Below are 16257 nucleotides of genomic sequence, written 5' to 3'. Positions count from 1 at the left end.
TGACGCAGACGGTGCCCTCCGATACGTTCCTGAGCCATGGCGGATGGCAGCGGTGTGCCGGAGAAAGTGGCGTGGGTCCTGGTTCGGGACGGCCGGGTGTTGGTGACGCGTAGTCACGGCAGGGATCGCTTCTACTTCCCGGGCGGGCATCGTGAGTTGGGCGAGTCCGACGGCGAGACGCTGGTGCGGGAGATGGACGAGGAACTGCGGACGTCGATCGATCCCGGTTCCATGGTGCACTTCGGCACTTTCGAGATCGGCGAGGGGCATCCGGATCACGACCCCTTCCGGATGATCTGTTACACCGCCGATCACTGCGGTGAGCTGTCCCCGTCGAGGGAGATCGCAGAGAAGGCGTGGTTCCGCTACGCAGATCGGGACCGAGTCTCAGCCGTCGACGGAATGGCTTTCGACGCGCTCCACGAGGACGGGCAGCTCTCTTGATCCCGTAGCCGGCGCGACCACGTTCCCGACCTGCGTCCTGCGCCCTACGCGCAAGTCGGAGGCTGTCGTTCGGTCGTTGCCCCGTTGCGGACGGACGAAAGGGCCCCGCACCTGAAGCGGGGCCCTTTCGGGTCTGTGTTCTGCTGGTCCTCAGCGGTACGCGGGCGGCGTCTGCGCGTCGGGTCCCTGGGGCATGGCCGCGCTGGTCAGCCGCACTGGCACGGGTTGCCGGACTGGCAGCCGCAGCCGCAGCCCGAGCCGCAGCCGCAGGCGCCGAAGAGCGGCAGGGTCTTGATCTCGGCGGGCTGCTGCGTCTCGCGTTCCTGGGTCGGGTCGGGTGTGGTGGGGGAATCTGCCATGGGTCCCTCCTCGAAGGCTTGTGCCTACTCCCATTGCTATTCCCACAAGGTCGGGCGCATCAACGGCGCACAGAGGCTTTCGCGCCCCTGCGAACGTACGATGCGCCCCCCGGTGGAGGGCCGTCCGGGCGAGCCGAGCGGTCAGGCGGCCGGGCGGCGACAGGCCGGCCCGCCGGTCGGTCCGCCACCGGACGCCTACGCCCCTTCGACCGGCGTCGTCGTCTGCAGCTCGTCGGCGTGTTCGCCCGTCACCAGGTACACCACCCGCTTCGCCACCGAGACCGCGTGGTCGGCGAAGCGCTCGTAGTAGCGGCCCAGCAGCGTCACGTCCACCGCCGTCTCGATGCCGTGCTTCCAGCGGTCGTCCAGGAGGTGCTGGAAGAGCGTGCGGTGGAGGAGGTCCATCGCGTCGTCGTCCTGCTCCAGCTGGAGGGCGAGGTCGACGTCCTTGGTGACGATGACCTCGGCCGCCTTCGCCATCAGGCGCTGCGCGAGCTGGCCCATCTCCAGGATCGTGGCGTGCAGGTCCTGCGGAATGGCCCGCTCCGGGAAGCGCAGCCGGGCCAGCTTCGCCACGTGCTGGGCGAGGTCGCCGGAGCGCTCCAGGTCGGCGGACATACGGAGCGAGGTGACGACGATCCGCAGGTCCGTGGCCACGGGCTGCTGCCGGGCCAGCAGGGCTATCGCCTTGGCTTCGAGGTCGTGCTGGAGATCGTCGACCTTCTGGTCCGCCGCGATCACGCTTTCGGCCAGCTTCAGGTCGGAGTCGAGGATCGCCGTCGTGGCGCGACCGATCGCCGATCCGACGAGGCGGGCCATCTCGACCAGGCCCTCGCCGATCGAGTCAAGTTCCTCGTGGTACGCGTCCCGCATCAGGATGTCCCTTTCCTACGTCTGCTTCGGGGGTTCACAGGGGCTCGTGAACCCCACGCTCCCACGCTCCGGCCTGAACGCGACGGTTTCCGCCACCTCAAATGAACCATCACCGGCACCCAGGTGAATTCTGGGCGACGTAGCCTCTTCTCGCTGGTGGGAGAGCCGTCGGAGCCGGGCGCACGAAGTGAACCAGCACGGTCCCCAGGGTGAACTCTGGGCGACGAGTGTTCGAGTCCACCCTCGGACGGCTGTGACCGGGGCGTACACCGTGCCTAACCTGGGGCCATGGACGTGAACGCGGCGGTCGCCGCAGCGGCAGCGATCGCCGGTGTACTCACCGGCGTCATCGCCGTGCTGGCGTTCCGCTGGAGTGAGCGGGAACAGAAACGCCCCACCCGCACCTCTCTGCACACGGACCCGGTCCTCCCGCCGGGCGTCGACACGGTTCTGTCCGTGCTCCGCTCCTCCGCGGTCGTCCTCGACGAGGCCGACGCCGTGGTCAAGGCCAGCTCGGCCGCGTACGCCCTCGGACTCGTGCGCGGCGGGAAGCTGGCCGTCGAGCCGATGATCGCGATGGCCCGCGACACCCGCAGGGACGGGGAGATACGCCAGGTCGAGCTGGACCTGCCCCGGCGCGGCACCGGCCGGGGCGAGGCCCTCGCCGTGTCCGCCCGTGTCGCGCCCCTCGGCTCGCGGCTCGTACTGCTCCTCGTGGAGGACCTCACCGAGGCCCGGCGGATCGAAGCCGTACGACGCGACTTCGTCGCCAACGTCAGCCACGAGCTCAAGACCCCGGTCGGCGCCCTCTCCCTCCTCTCCGAGGCCGTCATGGGCGCCTCCGACGACCCCGAGGCCGTCGAGCGCTTCGCCGGACGCATGCAGATAGAGGCCACCCGCCTCACCAACCTCGTACAGGAGCTCATCGACCTCTCCCGGGTCCAGAACGACGACCCCCTGGAGGACGCCGAGCCCGTACGCGTCGACGAGCTGGTCGCCGAGGCGATCGACCGCTGCCGCCACCAGGCCGGCGCCAAGCAGATCACCATGGCCGCCGGCGGCACCGCCGAGCTGCGGCTGTGGGGCAACCGGGGCCAGCTGGCCGCCGCGCTCGGCAACCTCGTGGAGAACGCCGTCAACTACTCGCCCGCCCGCACCCGGGTCGGCATAGCCGCGCGCCGGGTGACGGCGCCCGGTGGGGACCTCATCGAGATCGCCGTGACCGACCAGGGCATAGGCATCTCCGAGAAGGACAAGGAGCGCGTCTTCGAGCGCTTCTACCGCGTCGACCCGGCCCGTTCCCGCGCCACAGGCGGTACCGGTCTCGGGCTCGCGATCGTCAAGCACGTGGCCGCCTCGCACAGCGGGGAGGTCACGGTGTGGAGTTCCGAGGGTCAGGGCTCCACCTTCACCCTGCGGCTGCCGGAGGCGGGCGCGGCCCGCGCCCGTGCTCGCGGCCACCAGACGCCCGGCCTCGACGAAGAAGTCGGGACCGGTCAGACCGACGGGACGACCACCGTCTCATCCCCGTACGAACCCTTTTCTGCCCCGGAGGTCCATCCGTGACCCGAGTGCTCGTCGTCGAGGACGAGGAGTCCTTCAGCGACGCTCTGTCCTACATGCTCCGCAAAGAGGGTTTCGAGGTCGCCATCGCGACCACCGGGCCCGATGGACTCGACGAGTTCGAGCGCAACGGCGCCGACCTCGTCCTCCTCGACCTGATGCTGCCCGGCCTGCCCGGCACCGAGGTGTGCCGCCAGCTGCGCAGCCGTTCGAACGTCCCGGTGATCATGGTCACCGCCAAGGACAGCGAGATCGACAAGGTCGTGGGGCTCGAAATAGGAGCCGACGACTACGTCACCAAGCCCTTCTCGTCGCGTGAGCTGGTCGCCCGTATCCGGGCCGTCCTGCGCCGCCGCGGCGAGCCCGAGGAGGTCACCCCGGCCGCCCTGGAGGCGGGCCCGGTCCGGATGGACGTCGACCGTCACGTGGTCACCGTCTCCGGCTCCAAGGTCGACCTCCCGCTCAAGGAGTTCGACCTCCTGGAGATGCTGCTGCGCAACGCCGGGCGCGTCCTGACGCGTATGCAGCTCATCGACCGGGTGTGGGGCGCCGACTACGTCGGTGACACCAAGACGCTGGACGTCCACGTGAAGCGTCTGCGGGCGAAGATCGAGCCGGACCCGGGGGCGCCCCGCTACCTGGTCACGGTCCGCGGCCTCGGCTACAAGTTCGAGCCGTAAACCGCATACGTCACCCGCGCATACGTCACGCGCGTATGCGTCATCCGCGGACACGGCACCGCGGACACGGCACCGCCGTACGACGAAGGGCGGGACCCCTGGAAAGGGGTCCCGCCCTTCGTCGTACGGCGGTCGTGAGCCGCTCAGTGACCCGCTGCCGACTCCGCCGCGTCGACGCTGGCCGAGGCGGCGTCCGTCGGCCGGCTGCCCGCCTCGCCGGTCTCCCCGGCCTCACCCGTCTCCCCGGTGTCGCCCGACGCGGACGCGGAGGGCGAACCCGAAGGCGACCCGGAGGCCGCACCGGACTCGGACTCCGAGGCGGAGGGCTCGGTGCTCGGTGCCGCCGGGACCTCGGTCGGGCCCCACCCGGAGAAGTAGCCCTCGGCGGGCACGACGAACGCTTCCAGCCGCACGGCACCGGTCTTGCTGAGGGTGAAGGTCACCGGCTGCGCGTCGCCGTCCTTGAACGCCTCGCGGCTGCTCTCCAGTACGGCGGCGGCGTTGTCCTTGCCGCCGAGGATCAGCGAACCGCCGGCCGGGACCGTCAGCTTCCCCGAGCCCTTCGCGGGCTTGAGCTCCGCCGGCCCGCTGATGCCCTCGACCTTGACGGACTCCAGCGTCTGGTCGGTCGGACCGCTGTTGAACAGGGTCGCGGTGACCACGGCCGGGCCCGTCGACTCCAGGTCGGGCTGGGTGACGACGACGGCACCCTGGATCTTGATGTCGCCGACACTGGCGGCGGCGTTGTCCGGCTTGATCTCCAGGGTCTGGGCCTGGTTGCCGGCGCCGCATGCGGCGAGCGAGGCGATCGAGAACGCGATGGCGGCGGCGGCGAGGGCGCCGCGTCGAAGGCTGCTGCTCACGGCGGCGGCAACTCCTAGAACGTGGGCGAAACAGAGCGGCTCCTCGTACAAAGCCGCCCTAAGGGTCAGTCAGCGGCCTCAGGTTACCCAGCCGTTCCCGCGCCGCCGCACCCGACCCGCCCCTAGGGCCCGCCGACGCGTCCGCGCCCACGTCGACGACCACCGCCCGGTCGCGTCATCATCGACGAGTCGTCGACCAGTAGTCGACCATTCGCCGTCTGCCCGTCCGTCTTTCACATAAGAGCCCTCGGCTAAGGCCGCGGCGCGGGGTTGCGGGTTTTCCGTAAGGAATGCATGGCGGTCCGGAGAATTGATCTTCAGCTGATCTCCGGTCGATCTCCGGCTGATCTCCGGTGGATCTGCGCCCGAACTCCGACGGATCCCTGACGGGACCTCTGGCTGATCTCCGGCTGGTCTTCGGCTGATCTCCGGTAGATCGCCGGCTGATCTTCAGACCGCGTGATCAATTCCGGATTCGGCTCGTACGTGGCTGCGAGCACCGAACGGAGTAGCGGAGGAGGGGCTCCCGGAACCCGACAAATCCGGACGTTCGGGCACGTGGGCGGGGTTCCGGGGTGTTGTAACGTGCGCGTTTCCCTCCCCCGGGAGAGCCGCTCCGACCTGCGAATACCGTCGCCCGCGACCCCTCCGAAGCACGTTCCTGTTGCGATTGTCAAGCCCCGAGATATGCCCTGACCTGCGAAAACACCATTCAGAACACGCGGTTTCCGTGTTACCCTGGATAGCCACGGAAGGGGTACCTGTCACATGACGTTCAAGGTTGGCGACACCGTGGTCTATCCCCATCACGGGGCCGCGCTGATCGAGGCTATCGAAACTCGCCAGATCAAAGGCGTGGACAAGACCTACTTGGTGCTGAAGGTCGCCCAGGGTGACCTGACAGTGCGTGTGCCAGCGGACAATGCGGAGTTCGTCGGCGTACGTGATGTGGTCGGTCAGGACGGGCTGGACCGGGTCTTCGAGGTACTGCGCGCGCCGTACGCCGAGGAGCCCACGAACTGGTCCCGTCGTTACAAGGCAAATCTTGAGAAGCTCGCCTCCGGCGATGTCATCAAGGTGGCGGAGGTAGTCCGTGACCTGTGGCGTCGTGAGCGCGAGCGTGGACTCTCCGCCGGCGAGAAGCGCATGCTCGCCAAGGCCCGCCAGATCCTGGTGAGCGAGCTCGCCCTCGCGGAGAACACGAACGAGGACAAGGCCGAGGCCCTGCTCGACGAGGTCCTCGCCTCCTGATGCCCAGCACGCTCTGATCGCTTTTGTGACCAGAAACGAAAAGAGCTGTTCGGCGCCATGAAATGCCGCGGTGCCCGATGACATATCCACTGTCGCCGGGCGCTGCGGCATGTCCGTGCCCGGAGCGTGTATATGGCCGGGGCGGATCCGTCCCCGTACATTCGCGCACTCGGACAGCCCTGACACTGCAGAGGACCGCAGAGGATCAGGGAATCCGATGCGTGGATACCGAGACACTCCGGTACTCGGAAATTTTCGTGTACTCGGAGTGCCGGGCCCGGACAGCGGCTCGACCATCTTCACGGAAGGGTCCGGTCGAGGCGTCGCGCCCGGCACTCCCCCAGCCCGTCGGCCGGGGTACGCCCAGGCCATACCCACGTCGGCCGAGCATACAAACCTGACAGGAACCGATGTCTGACGATTCGCGCCCCTCGCCTCCCGGGGCCCGTACCGCGGCCGTGATTCCGGCCGCAGGCCGGGGCGTACGCCTCGGTCCGGGTGCTCCGAAAGCGCTTCGCGCGCTGGGCGGCACCCCGATGCTGATCCACGCGGTGCGTGCCATGGCCGCCTCGCGTGCCGTCTCCCTGGTCGTCGTCGTCGCTCCGCCCGACGGGGCCGCCGAGGTCAAGACGCTGCTGGACGCGCACGCGCTGCCCGAGCGGACCGAGTTCCTCGTCGTGCCCGGGGGTGACACCAGGCAGGAGTCCGTGCGGCTCGGGCTGGAGGCGTTGCCGCCCGGCATCGACATCGTGCTCGTGCACGACGCGGCCCGTCCGCTCGTACCCGTCGACACGGTCGACGGCGTCATCGAGGCCGTACGCGACGGCGCTCCCGCCGTGGTGCCCGCGCTCCCGCTGACGGACACCGTCAAGCAGGTCGAGCCCGCCGGGGCGGCCGGGGAGCCCGAGCCCGTGGTCGCCACGCCCGAGCGGTCGCTGCTGCGTGCCGTGCAGACGCCGCAGGGTTTCGAACGCGACACCCTCGTACGGGCCCACACGACGGTCACGCACGACGTCACCGACGACGCGAGCATGGTCGAGCAGCTCGGGCTGCGGGTCGTCGTCGTGCCCGGGCACGAGGAGGCGTTCAAGGTGACCCGTCCACTGGACCTGATCCTCGCCGAGGCGGTCCTGGCGCGGCGGAGGCTGAACGATGGGTTCTGAGGCGGGTCCCGCGGCCGTCGTGCTGCCGCAGGTCGGTGTCGGCACCGACATCCATGCCTTCGAAGAGGGCCGTGAGCTGTGGTGCGCCGGGTTGAAGTGGGAGGGCGAGGGGGCCGGGCTCGCGGGGCACTCCGACGCGGACGTCGTCGCGCACGCGGCGTGCAACGCGTTGTTCTCCGCGGCGGCCCTCGGCGACCTGGGACAGCACTTCGGTACCGGGCGACCCGAGTGGTCCGGGGCGTCCGGGGTGACGCTCCTGACGGAGGCGGCGCGCATCGTGCGGGCGGCCGGGTTCACGATCGGCAACGTGGCCGTGCAGGTCGTGGGACCGCGGCCGAAGATCGGGAAACGGCGGGACGAGGCGCAGGCGGTCCTCTCCGCGGCCGTGGGGGCGCCGGTGTCGGTGTCCGGCGCGACGACCGACGGGCTCGGGTTTCCGGGGCGCGACGAGGGGCTGATGGCCGTCGCCACGGCGCTGGTCGCCCGCGTGGGCTGAGCGGGCCTTTTCCGCCCCCGCCGCCCTTGCCCCCCTTCCCCACCCTGACTCAGGGGCTCCGCCCCCGAACCCCGGTCCTCGGGCGCCGGACGGGCTGATGTGTCAGCCCGTCCGGCGCCCGAGGACGAGCGCGCAAGCGCGATGCGGGGGTCCGGGGGCGCAGCCCCCAGGGCAGGACGGGGGGCTGATGTCACGAATACGTGTCCCATGGGGGACAAGGGTCGCGGGGCACTGGTCGTCGGCCACTACCCTGGTGTGGTGACTATTCGCCTGTACGACACCAGCGCCCGGCAGATTCGCGACTTCACCCCGATCACGCCGGGTTGTGTCTCGATCTACCTGTGTGGCGCCACGGTGCAGGCGGCCCCGCACATCGGCCACATCCGGTCCGGACTCAACTTCGACATCATGCGCCGCTGGTTCGAGTACCGCGGCTACGACGTCACGTTCATCCGCAACGTGACGGACATCGACGACAAGATCATCGGGAAGTCCGCGGAGCAGGACAGGCCCTGGTGGTCGATCGGCTACGAGAACGAGCGCGCGTTCGACGACGGCTACACGGCACTGGGCTGCCTGCCGCCGACGTACGAGCCGCGGGCCACCGGACACGTGACCGAGATGGTCGAGATGATGCGCGGACTCATCGAGCGCGGGCACGCGTACGAGGCCGAGGGGAACGTCTACTTCGACGTACGGTCCCTGCCCGGCTACCTCTCCCTCTCCAACCAGGACCTGGACGAGCTGCGGCAGCCCTCGGGAGAGGGCGAGACCGGCAAGCGGGACCCGCGGGACTTCGCCATGTGGAAGGCGGCCAAGCCGGGCGAGCCGTCCTGGGAGACGCCCTGGGGACGCGGCCGGCCGGGCTGGCACCTGGAGTGCAGTGCCATGGCGCACAAGTACCTGGGCTCCGCCTTCGACATCCACGGCGGCGGCATCGACCTGATCTTCCCGCACCACGAGAACGAGATCGCCCAGGCCGTGGCCTACGGCGACGAGTTCGCGCACTACTGGGTGCACAACTCCTGGGTCACCATGAGCGGCGAGAAGATGTCGAAGTCGCTCGGCAACAGCGTGCTCGTGAGCGAGATGGTCAAGGCGTGGCGCCCCATCGTGCTGCGCTACTACCTGGGCACCCCGCACTACCGCTCCACCATCGAGTACAGCGAAGAGGCACTGCGCGAGGCGGAGTCGGCGTTCGCGCGGATCGAGGGCTTCGTGCAGCGCGTGGTGGAGAAGGCGGGCGGCGTGGTCGACCCCGCGGCCGAGGTGCCGCCGGCGTTCGCCGAGGCGATGGACGACGACCTGGGCGTACCCCAGGCCCTCGCCGTCGTGCACACCACGGTCCGGCAGGGCAACTCCGCGCTGGCGGCCGACGACAAGGAGGCGGCCGTCGCCCGGCTCGCCGAGGTCAGGGCCATGCTCGCCGTCCTCGGTCTCGACCCGCTCGACCCGCACTGGGCCGGTGAGAGCGACCGCGGCGAGGACCTCCACGGGGTCGTCGACACGCTCGTACGGCTGGTGCTGCAGCAGCGCGAGGCCGCCCGGGCCCGTAAGGACTGGGCCTCCGCCGACGCCATCCGTGACCAGCTCAACCAGTCCGGGCTCGTCATCGAGGACGGTCCCCAGGGACCGCGCTGGACCCTCGGCCCGCGCTGAGTCCCGCTGTCCGATCCACCGTCGATCCTTGATCGATTGTGCCGTCCGGGTCTCCGGACGGCACACTGCATAGACGTACACCCGTACGCGCCATCCGTGCGCGTTCACACAGACAGGTAGGTCATGGCCGCTAACAACCGCCGCATGTCCGGCAAGAAGGGCGCGCAGGTCGGCAGTGGCGGCCAGCGGCGCCGGGGCCTCGAAGGCAAGGGCCCCACCCCGCCCGCCGAGGCGCGCAAGGGACACAAGAAGAACCGCATCGCCGGCGCGAAGGCCAAGCAGATCGTGCGCAAGCCCTCGCCGCGCGGCGGCCGGGGCGGCAAGGGCACGTCCGAGATGGTCGTCGGGCGCAACTCCGTCGTCGAGGCGCTGCGCGAGGGCGTACCCGCGACGATGCTGTACGTCCAGCAGTTCATCGACAACGACGAGCGGGTGCGCGAGGCGCTCCAGCTCGCCGCGGACCGCGGTGGCATCCACCTCATGGAGGCCCCCCGCCCCGAGCTGGACCGCATGACCAACGGGCTCAACCACCAAGGGCTCGTGCTCCAGGTCCCGCCGTACGAGTACGCGCACCCGGAGGACCTCGCGGCCGCCGCGTACGACGAGGGTGCCGACCCGCTGATCGTCGCCCTCGACGGGGTGACGGACCCGCGCAACCTCGGTGCCGTCGTCCGGTCCGTCTCCGCCTTCGGCGGTCACGGTGTGGTCGTCCCCGAGCGGCGCGCGGCCGGCATGAGCGCCGGTGCCTGGAAGACGTCCGCAGGGGCCGCGGCCCGTACGCCCGTCGCCCGCGCGGCCAATCTGACGCGCGCGTTGGAGGCGTACAAGAAGGCCGGGCTCGTCGTGGTCGGTCTCGCCGCGGACGGCGAGGCCGAGGTCGGTGATTTGGAGGCCCTCGGCGGGCCCGTGGTCATCGTGGTCGGCAGTGAGGGCAAGGGGCTGTCCCGACTCGTGGGCGAGACCTGTGACTTCCGGGTCCGCATTCCGATGCCGGGCGGCACGGAGTCGCTGAACGCGGGCGTGGCAGCGGGAGTTGTGCTGTACGAGGCTTCGCGGCGACGGGCCTGAGCCGGGATCGGCTGCCTCCCGGGGCGGCCCGTTGATCTTGACGGGGTCCGGACAGATCCGGGCAGTCAAGGCAGTGTCCTAAACACACATCACTCGGTTAGATGAGTGTGGACACCAGAACACCCCGCACACCCACGGGGGACCACCCGTCGGGGTTCGACGACGTTCCCGCACTGAACATGGTGAAGGTGCCGAGCGATCCGGCGCAGGTCATCGTCAACCATGCGAGCTTCCGCGTGCAGTGGGGCGCCGCGCCCCGGGCCCAGTCGCCGCACGCCGAGCGGCACTTGGGCTCGGGCGCCGGCGGCGCGCGCGGCCCCGTCGTCGGAACCACCTCAGGCACCCGCCGCCAGGCGCCCGTCGTCTGGAGCGGGAGGTCCGCCCCCGACGACACCGGCGCCACCCGGCTGTTGCAGGCCGCACGGAGCACGAGTCTTCGGCACGGCGCCGAGGAACCGGTGGGCGACGGCGGTTCGACCCAGGTCATCCCGCGTGTCGACGGCGGCGGCCCGGAGTACGACATCGACGCCACCGTCGAGACCCCCACCGTCCGCGGCCCCGAGACCCGCCTCCTGCCCCAGCAGATGCGCAGCGCGGGCAGCGCGTACGAGGAGCTCGACGAACGCGCGTACGCCGAGGGCGGGTTCGACGACGACTCCTACGACGACGAGTACCGGGACGAGGACGACGGGGTGCGCAAGCGGCACGGAGCCGCCCCCGTCCGGCACGGCTACTACCCCGGCCGCCGGATGAACCTCGGCGTCGTCCTGCTCCCGCTGCGCGTCTTCCTCGGCTTCATCTCGATCTACGCCGGCATGGGCAAGCTCTGTGACCCCGTCTACTTCGACGGCGGCGAGCGCGGCTCCATGGTCAAGTGGCTGAACTCGCTGCACCCCTGGGAACTCGCCGAGCCCCTGCGCGAGTTCGCGCTCCAGCACCCCGTCGGCGCCGGACTCCTCATCGCCTTCTTCCAGGTGATCGTCGGCGTCCTGACCGTCCTCGGGCTGTGGCAGCGGGTCGCGGCGGTCGTCGGAGTCCTGCTGTCGGCGGCGCTGCTGCTCACCGTCAGCTGGAAGTCCGTCCCCGTCTACGACGCGCCAGACATCATCTACCTGGCGGCCTGGTCGCCGCTGATCATCGCCGGCGCCCCCGTCTACTCCATCGACGGCCGCCTCGCGGGCGAGGCATGGCGCACGCTCGGGCCGCGCACCGAGATCTGGGAGCTGCGCCGGCGCGTCCTGCGCCGTGGCGCGCTCGTCGCGACCGTCGTCGTCGGACTCACGCTGCTCATCGGGTCGCTGCTCGGTGGCGCCGTCCGCGACTCCGACCGCGTGGTCGTCCCCGGCCCCGGCGAGGCCCCGCGCAACGAACTGCCCGGCTCCGCGCTGCCGGAGGACCCCGACGCGCGCCGCGACCGGCAGAGCCCGTCGGCCTCCGACGCGCCCAGCCGTGACGCGACGTCGGCCGACCCCTCGGACGCCGCGGCCTCGCCCGGTGCGAGCGCCCGTGAGACGGCCGGCGCGGGCGCGGGCCTGCCCAGCCAGACACAGGGTTCCGGCCAGGCACCCCCGCAGCAGTCGGCGCCGCCGCAGGCGCCCAGCACCACCGCGGGACCGGCCACCACGGGCGGCACCACGGGCGGTGGCGGCGCGGGCACCGGCAGCGGCGGCGGCAGCGGTTCCGGTGGCGGTACGAGCTCGGGCGGCGGCACGGGCGGCAGCGGCGGCTCGGGTGGCTCAGGCGGGTCGGGCGGCTCCGGAGGGTCCGGCGGCGGCTCCGGGCTCGTGGGCGGCCTGCTGCGCTGAGGAGCCCGTACGACGCCGATGGGGCCCCGCACCACTCAGGTGCGGGGCCCCATCGGCGTGTGAGCCGGGTCGTGCGGGCCGGCTCGTGTGTGAGCCAGGCCGGGTGTGGGCCGGGCCGTGTGTGAGCCAGGCCGGGTGGGTTGGGCCGTGCGCGGGGCGGCCGTGCCCAGCGTGGTCCGTGCGCGGGGCGGACCGCGCGCGGGCGGGGTGTCAACGACCCAGCGCCGCCAGCTCCTTGGCCGCCTCCGTGAGGTCCTTGGCGGTGTCGATGGCACGCCAGTAGGCGCCCTGCGGGATCGGGTAGCCGGCCAGCCGGCGTTCACGGGCGAGGCGCGGGAACGTGGAGCGCTCGTGGTCACCGAGGGCGGGCAGCAGGTCCGCGAACTCGGGGGAGAAGACGTACACGCCCGCGTTGATGCCGTACGCGGTCGGCGGGGACTCGATGAAGTCCGTGATGTGGCCGAAGTCGTCGGTCTCGACGGCGCCCCACGGGATGCGGGGGCGGGCCAGCGCGAGGGTGGCCACCGCGTCGCGCTCGGTGTGGAAGTCCGCCATCTCACGCAGCGAGAAACGGGTCCAGATGTCACCGTTCGTCGCGTACCAGGGGCGGTCGGGGTGCGGCAGGTGCTTGGCGGCGTACTTGAGGCCGCCGCCACGGCCCAGGGGCTCCGACTCGACCACGGTGGTCACGGAGACGGGCAGGTCGGCGGAGTCCAGCCAGTCCTGGAGGACCTCGGCGAGATGACCGCAGGAGACGACGACGTCGGTGACGCCCTCCTCCGCGAGCCAGGCCAGCTGGTGGCCGATGATCGGGGTCCCGGTGCCGGGGATCTCGACCATCGGCTTGGGGCGGTCGTCGGTGTAGGGACGCAGTCGGGAGCCCTGGCCGCCGGCCAGGACGACGGCTTGAACGGGGCGCGACGCTGCGTTCGGATCGGTCATGCCCGAACTGTACGTCGCGCTCCGCGGGATCGGCCGCCGGGGTTTGTGCGGGGCGCGGGGGAGGGGGAGCTGCAGGTCGGTGGGGGCTGGGCGCGCAGTTCCCCGCGCCCCTGAAGAGACCGGGGCCCGGCCCTGCGCCCCCACATGGGCTCAGTTGTTCTGGGCTGCTACGCCCGTTGCGAAGGATGTGTCGCAGACCGGGCGGGCGAACGACTGGGCCCGGGTCGGGCCGTACGCGAGTACCGCCGCGCGGCCCAGGGCGCGGGCGATGGAGGCGCAGTGCCTGCCGAGGGACGGGCGGCCGTTCACGGCCTCCTGGAGGCTGGTGAGGGCGACCCCCGGGTTCTTCTCCTCCAGCTCCAGCAGGAGCTTGTCGCGCAGCACGTCCTGCGGGGCGCGGGGCGAGGCGCGTCGGGAGACGTCCTCGGAGGAGGCGGCGAGTGCCGAGGTCGAGGAGTCGTCCCCCGACCAGTTGACCCGGGTGACCGCGAGCGTCCCGGAGAGCACCAGGACGACGGGCAGAACGAGGGCGAGGGTACGGCCGATCCGGCGGGCCGGACCGCGGCCGTGTCGTGTCGGTCGGTCGGCGGAGCCGCGGCCGTGTCGCGTCGGGTGGTTAGTGGAGTGCTTCACGCGAGAGAGGGTAGCGCGGGGTAATGATTTGGCGACATTTAGTAATCAGTTCGGGGGACGGGGATGTGCTCGTTTTCGAGTTTGATGTTGACGAACAGCGGTCGAAATGACCGGTCTGCCGGGGTATTTGTCGACAACGGAAAAGGCCCCGCAGCAGCTTGCGGGGCCTTCTTCGTCACCTCGGGTGAATTCTCCGACATCCCCCCGGCAGAACGGGAGAGTTGCGGGATCAGTCGGTGAGGCGCTCACCGGTGGAGGTCGAGAACACGTGGGTCTCGCCCGCGCGCGGCACGACGTGCAGCGTCGCGCCCTTCTCCGGGACCGCGCGGCCGCTGACGCGGACGACCAGGTCCTTGAGGTCGTCGCCGACCTTGGCGCTGCCGTAGACGTAGCCGTCGGCGCCGAGCTCCTCGACGACGTTCACGGTGACGGCGAGACCGGCCGGGGCGTCCGCGGCCTCCTTCGTCAGGCTCGCCGCGGCGCCGCCGTTCTGCTCGACGATGTCGAAGTGCTCGGGACGGACGCCGACGGTGACCGTACGGTCACCCTTGTCGGAGGCGGCCTTGAGGGCCTCGCGGTTGACGGGCACCACGCTGTTGCCGAACTTCACGCCGCCGTCGGTGATCGGGACCTCGACGAGGTTCATCGCCGGGGAGCCGATGAAGCCGGCCACGAAGAGGTTCGCCGGGCGGTCGTACATGTTGCGCGGCGAGTCGACCTGCTGGAGCAGACCGTCCTTGAGGACCGCCACGCGGTCGCCCATCGTCATGGCCTCGACCTGGTCGTGGGTGACGTACACCGTGGTGATGCCGAGGCGGCGCTGCAGCGACGCGATCTGCGTACGGGTCGAGACCCGGAGCTTGGCGTCGAGGTTCGACAGCGGCTCGTCCATGAGGAACACCTGGGGCTCACGCACGATGGCACGGCCCATGGCGACACGCTGGCGCTGACCGCCGGAGAGCGCCTTCGGCTTGCGGCCGAGGTACTCGGTGAGGTCGAGGATCTTCGCCGCGTCCTCGACCTTCTGGCGGATCTCGGCCTTGTTGACGCCGGCGATCTTGAGCGCGAAGCCCATGTTGTCCGCGACCGTCATGTGCGGGTACAGCGCGTAGTTCTGGAACACCATGGCGATGTCCCGGTCCTTGGGCGGCAGGTGCGTGACGTCGCGGTCACCGATGTGGATCGAACCGCCGTTGACGTCCTCAAGACCCGCGAGCATGCGCAGGGAGGTGGACTTTCCGCAGCCGGAGGGACCGACGAGGACGAGGAACTCGCCGTCCGCGACGTCGAGCTCGAGCTGGTCGACGGCGGGCTTGTCGCCACCCGGGTAGATGCGGGTCGCCTTGTTGAACGAGACAGTGGCCATGGTGAGGGGCCCCCTTCACCGGCAGGAACGTGCCGGACGATCCGTTGTAAAGGTGGTGTGCCACCACGGAACGTTCCGTAGTGGTGTAGTCCACACGAGCGGACTGGGTCAGGACGCTACCCCGCGTTCACGCGTTCTGTCAGTACTCGGCGGGGAATGAAGTTCGAGGAAATTCTCGCCGGGGCACCGCTGTGACGTGGGTACACTGCATCGGGCGTGCCCGCGTGCACGCACAGCACGCCCGCGTGCATGCCTCCTTAGCTCAGTCCGGCCAGAGCAACGCACTTGTAATGCGTAGGTCGTCGGTTCGAATCCGACAGGGGGCTCCGGAAGCGGTGTCGGAAGGCTCAGGTCACTTTGTGGCCTGGGCCTTTTGCGTGGGGAGGATGCCCGCCGCGTGGGCGATGACGCGGGCCGTGCGCAGGCCCTCCCGGTGGGCGGAGCCCGTGTGCGCGGGACGGCAGCGGCCCCATTCGGGGGAGTACTCGGCCATCACCGCGCCCGGATGGTCCGTCGCGAGTTCCGTCAGCTGGGCCCTGCGGCCGCACTCGGCCAGGACGCGCTGGAACTCGCCCGCGTTGGCGAAGTCGCACACCGTGTCCTCCGTACCGTGCACGAGGTGGATCGGCAGCGGCGGGGCGGTGGCGCAGACGTCCATCGGGGACGGCAGGCCGAGCAGTGGTTCGGGCTGGTTGTAGCGGGCGGCGATACCCACCACGGCGGCCGGACGCCAGCCCTCCGGCGGGTCGGGGCGCAGCGCCGTGGCCATCGCCGCTCGGCCGCCGAGGGACCAGCCGACGAGGACGACCTCCGCCGGGTCCCGTACGAAGTCCCAGGTGAAGCGGAGGGACGCGGCGAGCTGGGGGCGGCCGCCGTCGGGGGCGTCCGGGTGCCAGTCGGGGACTATGACGGTGGCGCCCAGGCGCGCCACCTCGGCCGCCAGTGCGCCGAGGACGTCCCGCTCGGCCGGGCCGCGGCCGTGCCAGAGCAGGACCGTCGGGGCGTCCGGGGCGGCGGCGCGATGGATGTCGAGGAGCTGACCGTCGGAGGAGTAACGGACGGTGTCCATGACTGCGGTGCTCATGGTGTTCC

The 16257-nt window shown here is 70.8% G+C and carries 16 protein-coding genes and 1 tRNA gene; 10 read left to right on the top strand and 7 right to left on the bottom strand.

Going from position 1 to position 16257, the window contains the following annotated elements:
- Positions 1 to 36: 36 nt before the first annotated feature.
- Positions 37 to 444 (top strand): NUDIX domain-containing protein, encoded by a 408-nt coding sequence (locus ACFYXC_RS30505; RefSeq protein WP_389555208.1) that lies wholly within the window; start codon positions 37 to 39, stop codon positions 442 to 444.
- Positions 445 to 650: 206 nt separating this feature from the next.
- Here ACFYXC_RS30505 and ACFYXC_RS30500 read toward each other — a convergent pair whose 3' ends face one another.
- Together ACFYXC_RS30500 and phoU are read right to left on the bottom strand one after the other, a co-directional pair.
- Positions 651 to 803 carry a hypothetical protein gene (locus tag ACFYXC_RS30500; RefSeq protein ID WP_388912944.1) on the bottom strand — a complete coding sequence of 51 codons (153 nt, stop codon included), beginning with the start codon at positions 801 to 803 and terminating at the stop codon, positions 651 to 653.
- 195 nt (positions 804 to 998) lie between these two features.
- Positions 999 to 1676 carry a phosphate signaling complex protein PhoU gene (gene phoU / locus ACFYXC_RS30495; RefSeq protein WP_221348264.1) on the bottom strand — a complete coding sequence of 226 codons (678 nt, stop codon included), beginning with the start codon at positions 1674 to 1676 and terminating at the stop codon, positions 999 to 1001.
- A gap of 288 nt (positions 1677 to 1964) precedes the next feature.
- Between phoU and ACFYXC_RS30490 the strand changes: the two genes are divergently transcribed.
- Positions 1965 to 3242, top strand: coding sequence for a sensor histidine kinase (locus ACFYXC_RS30490; protein WP_388912947.1), 1278 nt, complete (start codon positions 1965 to 1967; stop codon positions 3240 to 3242).
- A complete protein-coding gene (locus tag ACFYXC_RS30485) occupies positions 3239 to 3919 on the top strand; it encodes a response regulator transcription factor (protein WP_033322296.1) in 681 nt (226 codons plus the stop codon). Before ACFYXC_RS30490 ends, ACFYXC_RS30485 begins: the two co-directional genes overlap by 4 nt.
- A 143-nt stretch (positions 3920 to 4062) precedes the next feature.
- On the opposite strand, the gene ACFYXC_RS30480 is transcribed toward ACFYXC_RS30485, so the two are convergent.
- On the bottom strand, positions 4063 to 4782 hold the full coding sequence (locus ACFYXC_RS30480; protein WP_389555206.1) for a DUF461 domain-containing protein: 720 nt from the start codon (positions 4780 to 4782) through the stop codon (positions 4063 to 4065).
- A 768-nt stretch (positions 4783 to 5550) separates the two neighbouring features.
- Between ACFYXC_RS30480 and ACFYXC_RS30475 the strand changes: the two genes are divergently transcribed.
- The 6 genes from ACFYXC_RS30475 (at position 5551) to ACFYXC_RS30450 (ending at position 12224) form a co-directional block, all read left to right on the top strand.
- Complete coding sequence (locus tag ACFYXC_RS30475; RefSeq protein ID WP_003953493.1) at positions 5551 to 6033, top strand: CarD family transcriptional regulator; 483 nt, start codon at positions 5551 to 5553, stop codon at positions 6031 to 6033.
- A 410-nt stretch (positions 6034 to 6443) separates the two neighbouring features.
- Positions 6444 to 7196 (top strand): 2-C-methyl-D-erythritol 4-phosphate cytidylyltransferase, encoded by a 753-nt coding sequence (ispD, locus tag ACFYXC_RS30470; protein ID WP_388912954.1) that lies wholly within the window; start codon positions 6444 to 6446, stop codon positions 7194 to 7196.
- Positions 7186 to 7692 (top strand): 2-C-methyl-D-erythritol 2,4-cyclodiphosphate synthase, encoded by a 507-nt coding sequence (gene ispF, locus ACFYXC_RS30465; RefSeq protein WP_388912957.1) that lies wholly within the window; start codon positions 7186 to 7188, stop codon positions 7690 to 7692. Before ispD ends, ispF begins: the two co-directional genes overlap by 11 nt.
- A 258-nt stretch (positions 7693 to 7950) precedes the next feature.
- A complete protein-coding gene (gene cysS / locus ACFYXC_RS30460) occupies positions 7951 to 9351 on the top strand; it encodes a cysteine--tRNA ligase (RefSeq protein ID WP_388912960.1) in 1401 nt (466 codons plus the stop codon).
- Positions 9352 to 9474: 123 nt separating this feature from the next.
- Positions 9475 to 10419: a 23S rRNA (guanosine(2251)-2'-O)-methyltransferase RlmB gene (gene rlmB, locus ACFYXC_RS30455; RefSeq protein ID WP_389555203.1), complete on the top strand. Its 945-nt coding sequence runs from the start codon at positions 9475 to 9477 to the stop codon at positions 10417 to 10419.
- 101 nt (positions 10420 to 10520) lie between these two features.
- Complete coding sequence (locus ACFYXC_RS30450) at positions 10521 to 12224, top strand: DoxX family protein (RefSeq protein WP_389555201.1); 1704 nt, start codon at positions 10521 to 10523, stop codon at positions 12222 to 12224.
- 210 nt (positions 12225 to 12434) lie between these two features.
- Here ACFYXC_RS30450 and ACFYXC_RS30445 read toward each other — a convergent pair whose 3' ends face one another.
- From ACFYXC_RS30445 to ACFYXC_RS30435, 3 genes are all read right to left on the bottom strand, one after another.
- Positions 12435 to 13166 (bottom strand): NDP-sugar synthase, encoded by a 732-nt coding sequence (locus tag ACFYXC_RS30445; protein ID WP_389555199.1) that lies wholly within the window; start codon positions 13164 to 13166, stop codon positions 12435 to 12437.
- Between the two features lie 150 nt (positions 13167 to 13316).
- Positions 13317 to 13799, bottom strand: a complete 483-nt coding sequence (locus ACFYXC_RS30440) for a hypothetical protein (protein WP_389555197.1) — start codon at positions 13797 to 13799, stop codon at positions 13317 to 13319.
- 229 nt (positions 13800 to 14028) lie between these two features.
- Positions 14029 to 15165 (bottom strand): ABC transporter ATP-binding protein, encoded by a 1137-nt coding sequence (locus tag ACFYXC_RS30435; protein ID WP_388912975.1) that lies wholly within the window; start codon positions 15163 to 15165, stop codon positions 14029 to 14031.
- Between the two features lie 251 nt (positions 15166 to 15416).
- Between ACFYXC_RS30435 and ACFYXC_RS30430 the strand changes: the two genes are divergently transcribed.
- Positions 15417 to 15491, top strand: a tRNA-Thr gene (locus ACFYXC_RS30430).
- A 26-nt stretch (positions 15492 to 15517) separates the two neighbouring features.
- On the opposite strand, the gene ACFYXC_RS30425 is transcribed toward ACFYXC_RS30430, so the two are convergent.
- The gene (locus ACFYXC_RS30425) at positions 15518 to 16249 is read right to left on the bottom strand and encodes an alpha/beta hydrolase (RefSeq protein WP_388912987.1); all 732 of its coding nucleotides are present in this window, start codon (positions 16247 to 16249) and stop codon (positions 15518 to 15520) included.
- Positions 16250 to 16257 lie beyond the last annotated feature (8 nt).

It is taken from the genome of Streptomyces sp. NPDC002701, from assembly GCF_042889045.1.
GTDB lineage: Bacteria > Actinomycetota > Actinomycetes > Streptomycetales > Streptomycetaceae > Streptomyces.
The sequence above is the reverse complement of the archived record's forward strand: the minus strand, read 5'-3'. Positions and strand labels throughout refer to the sequence as shown.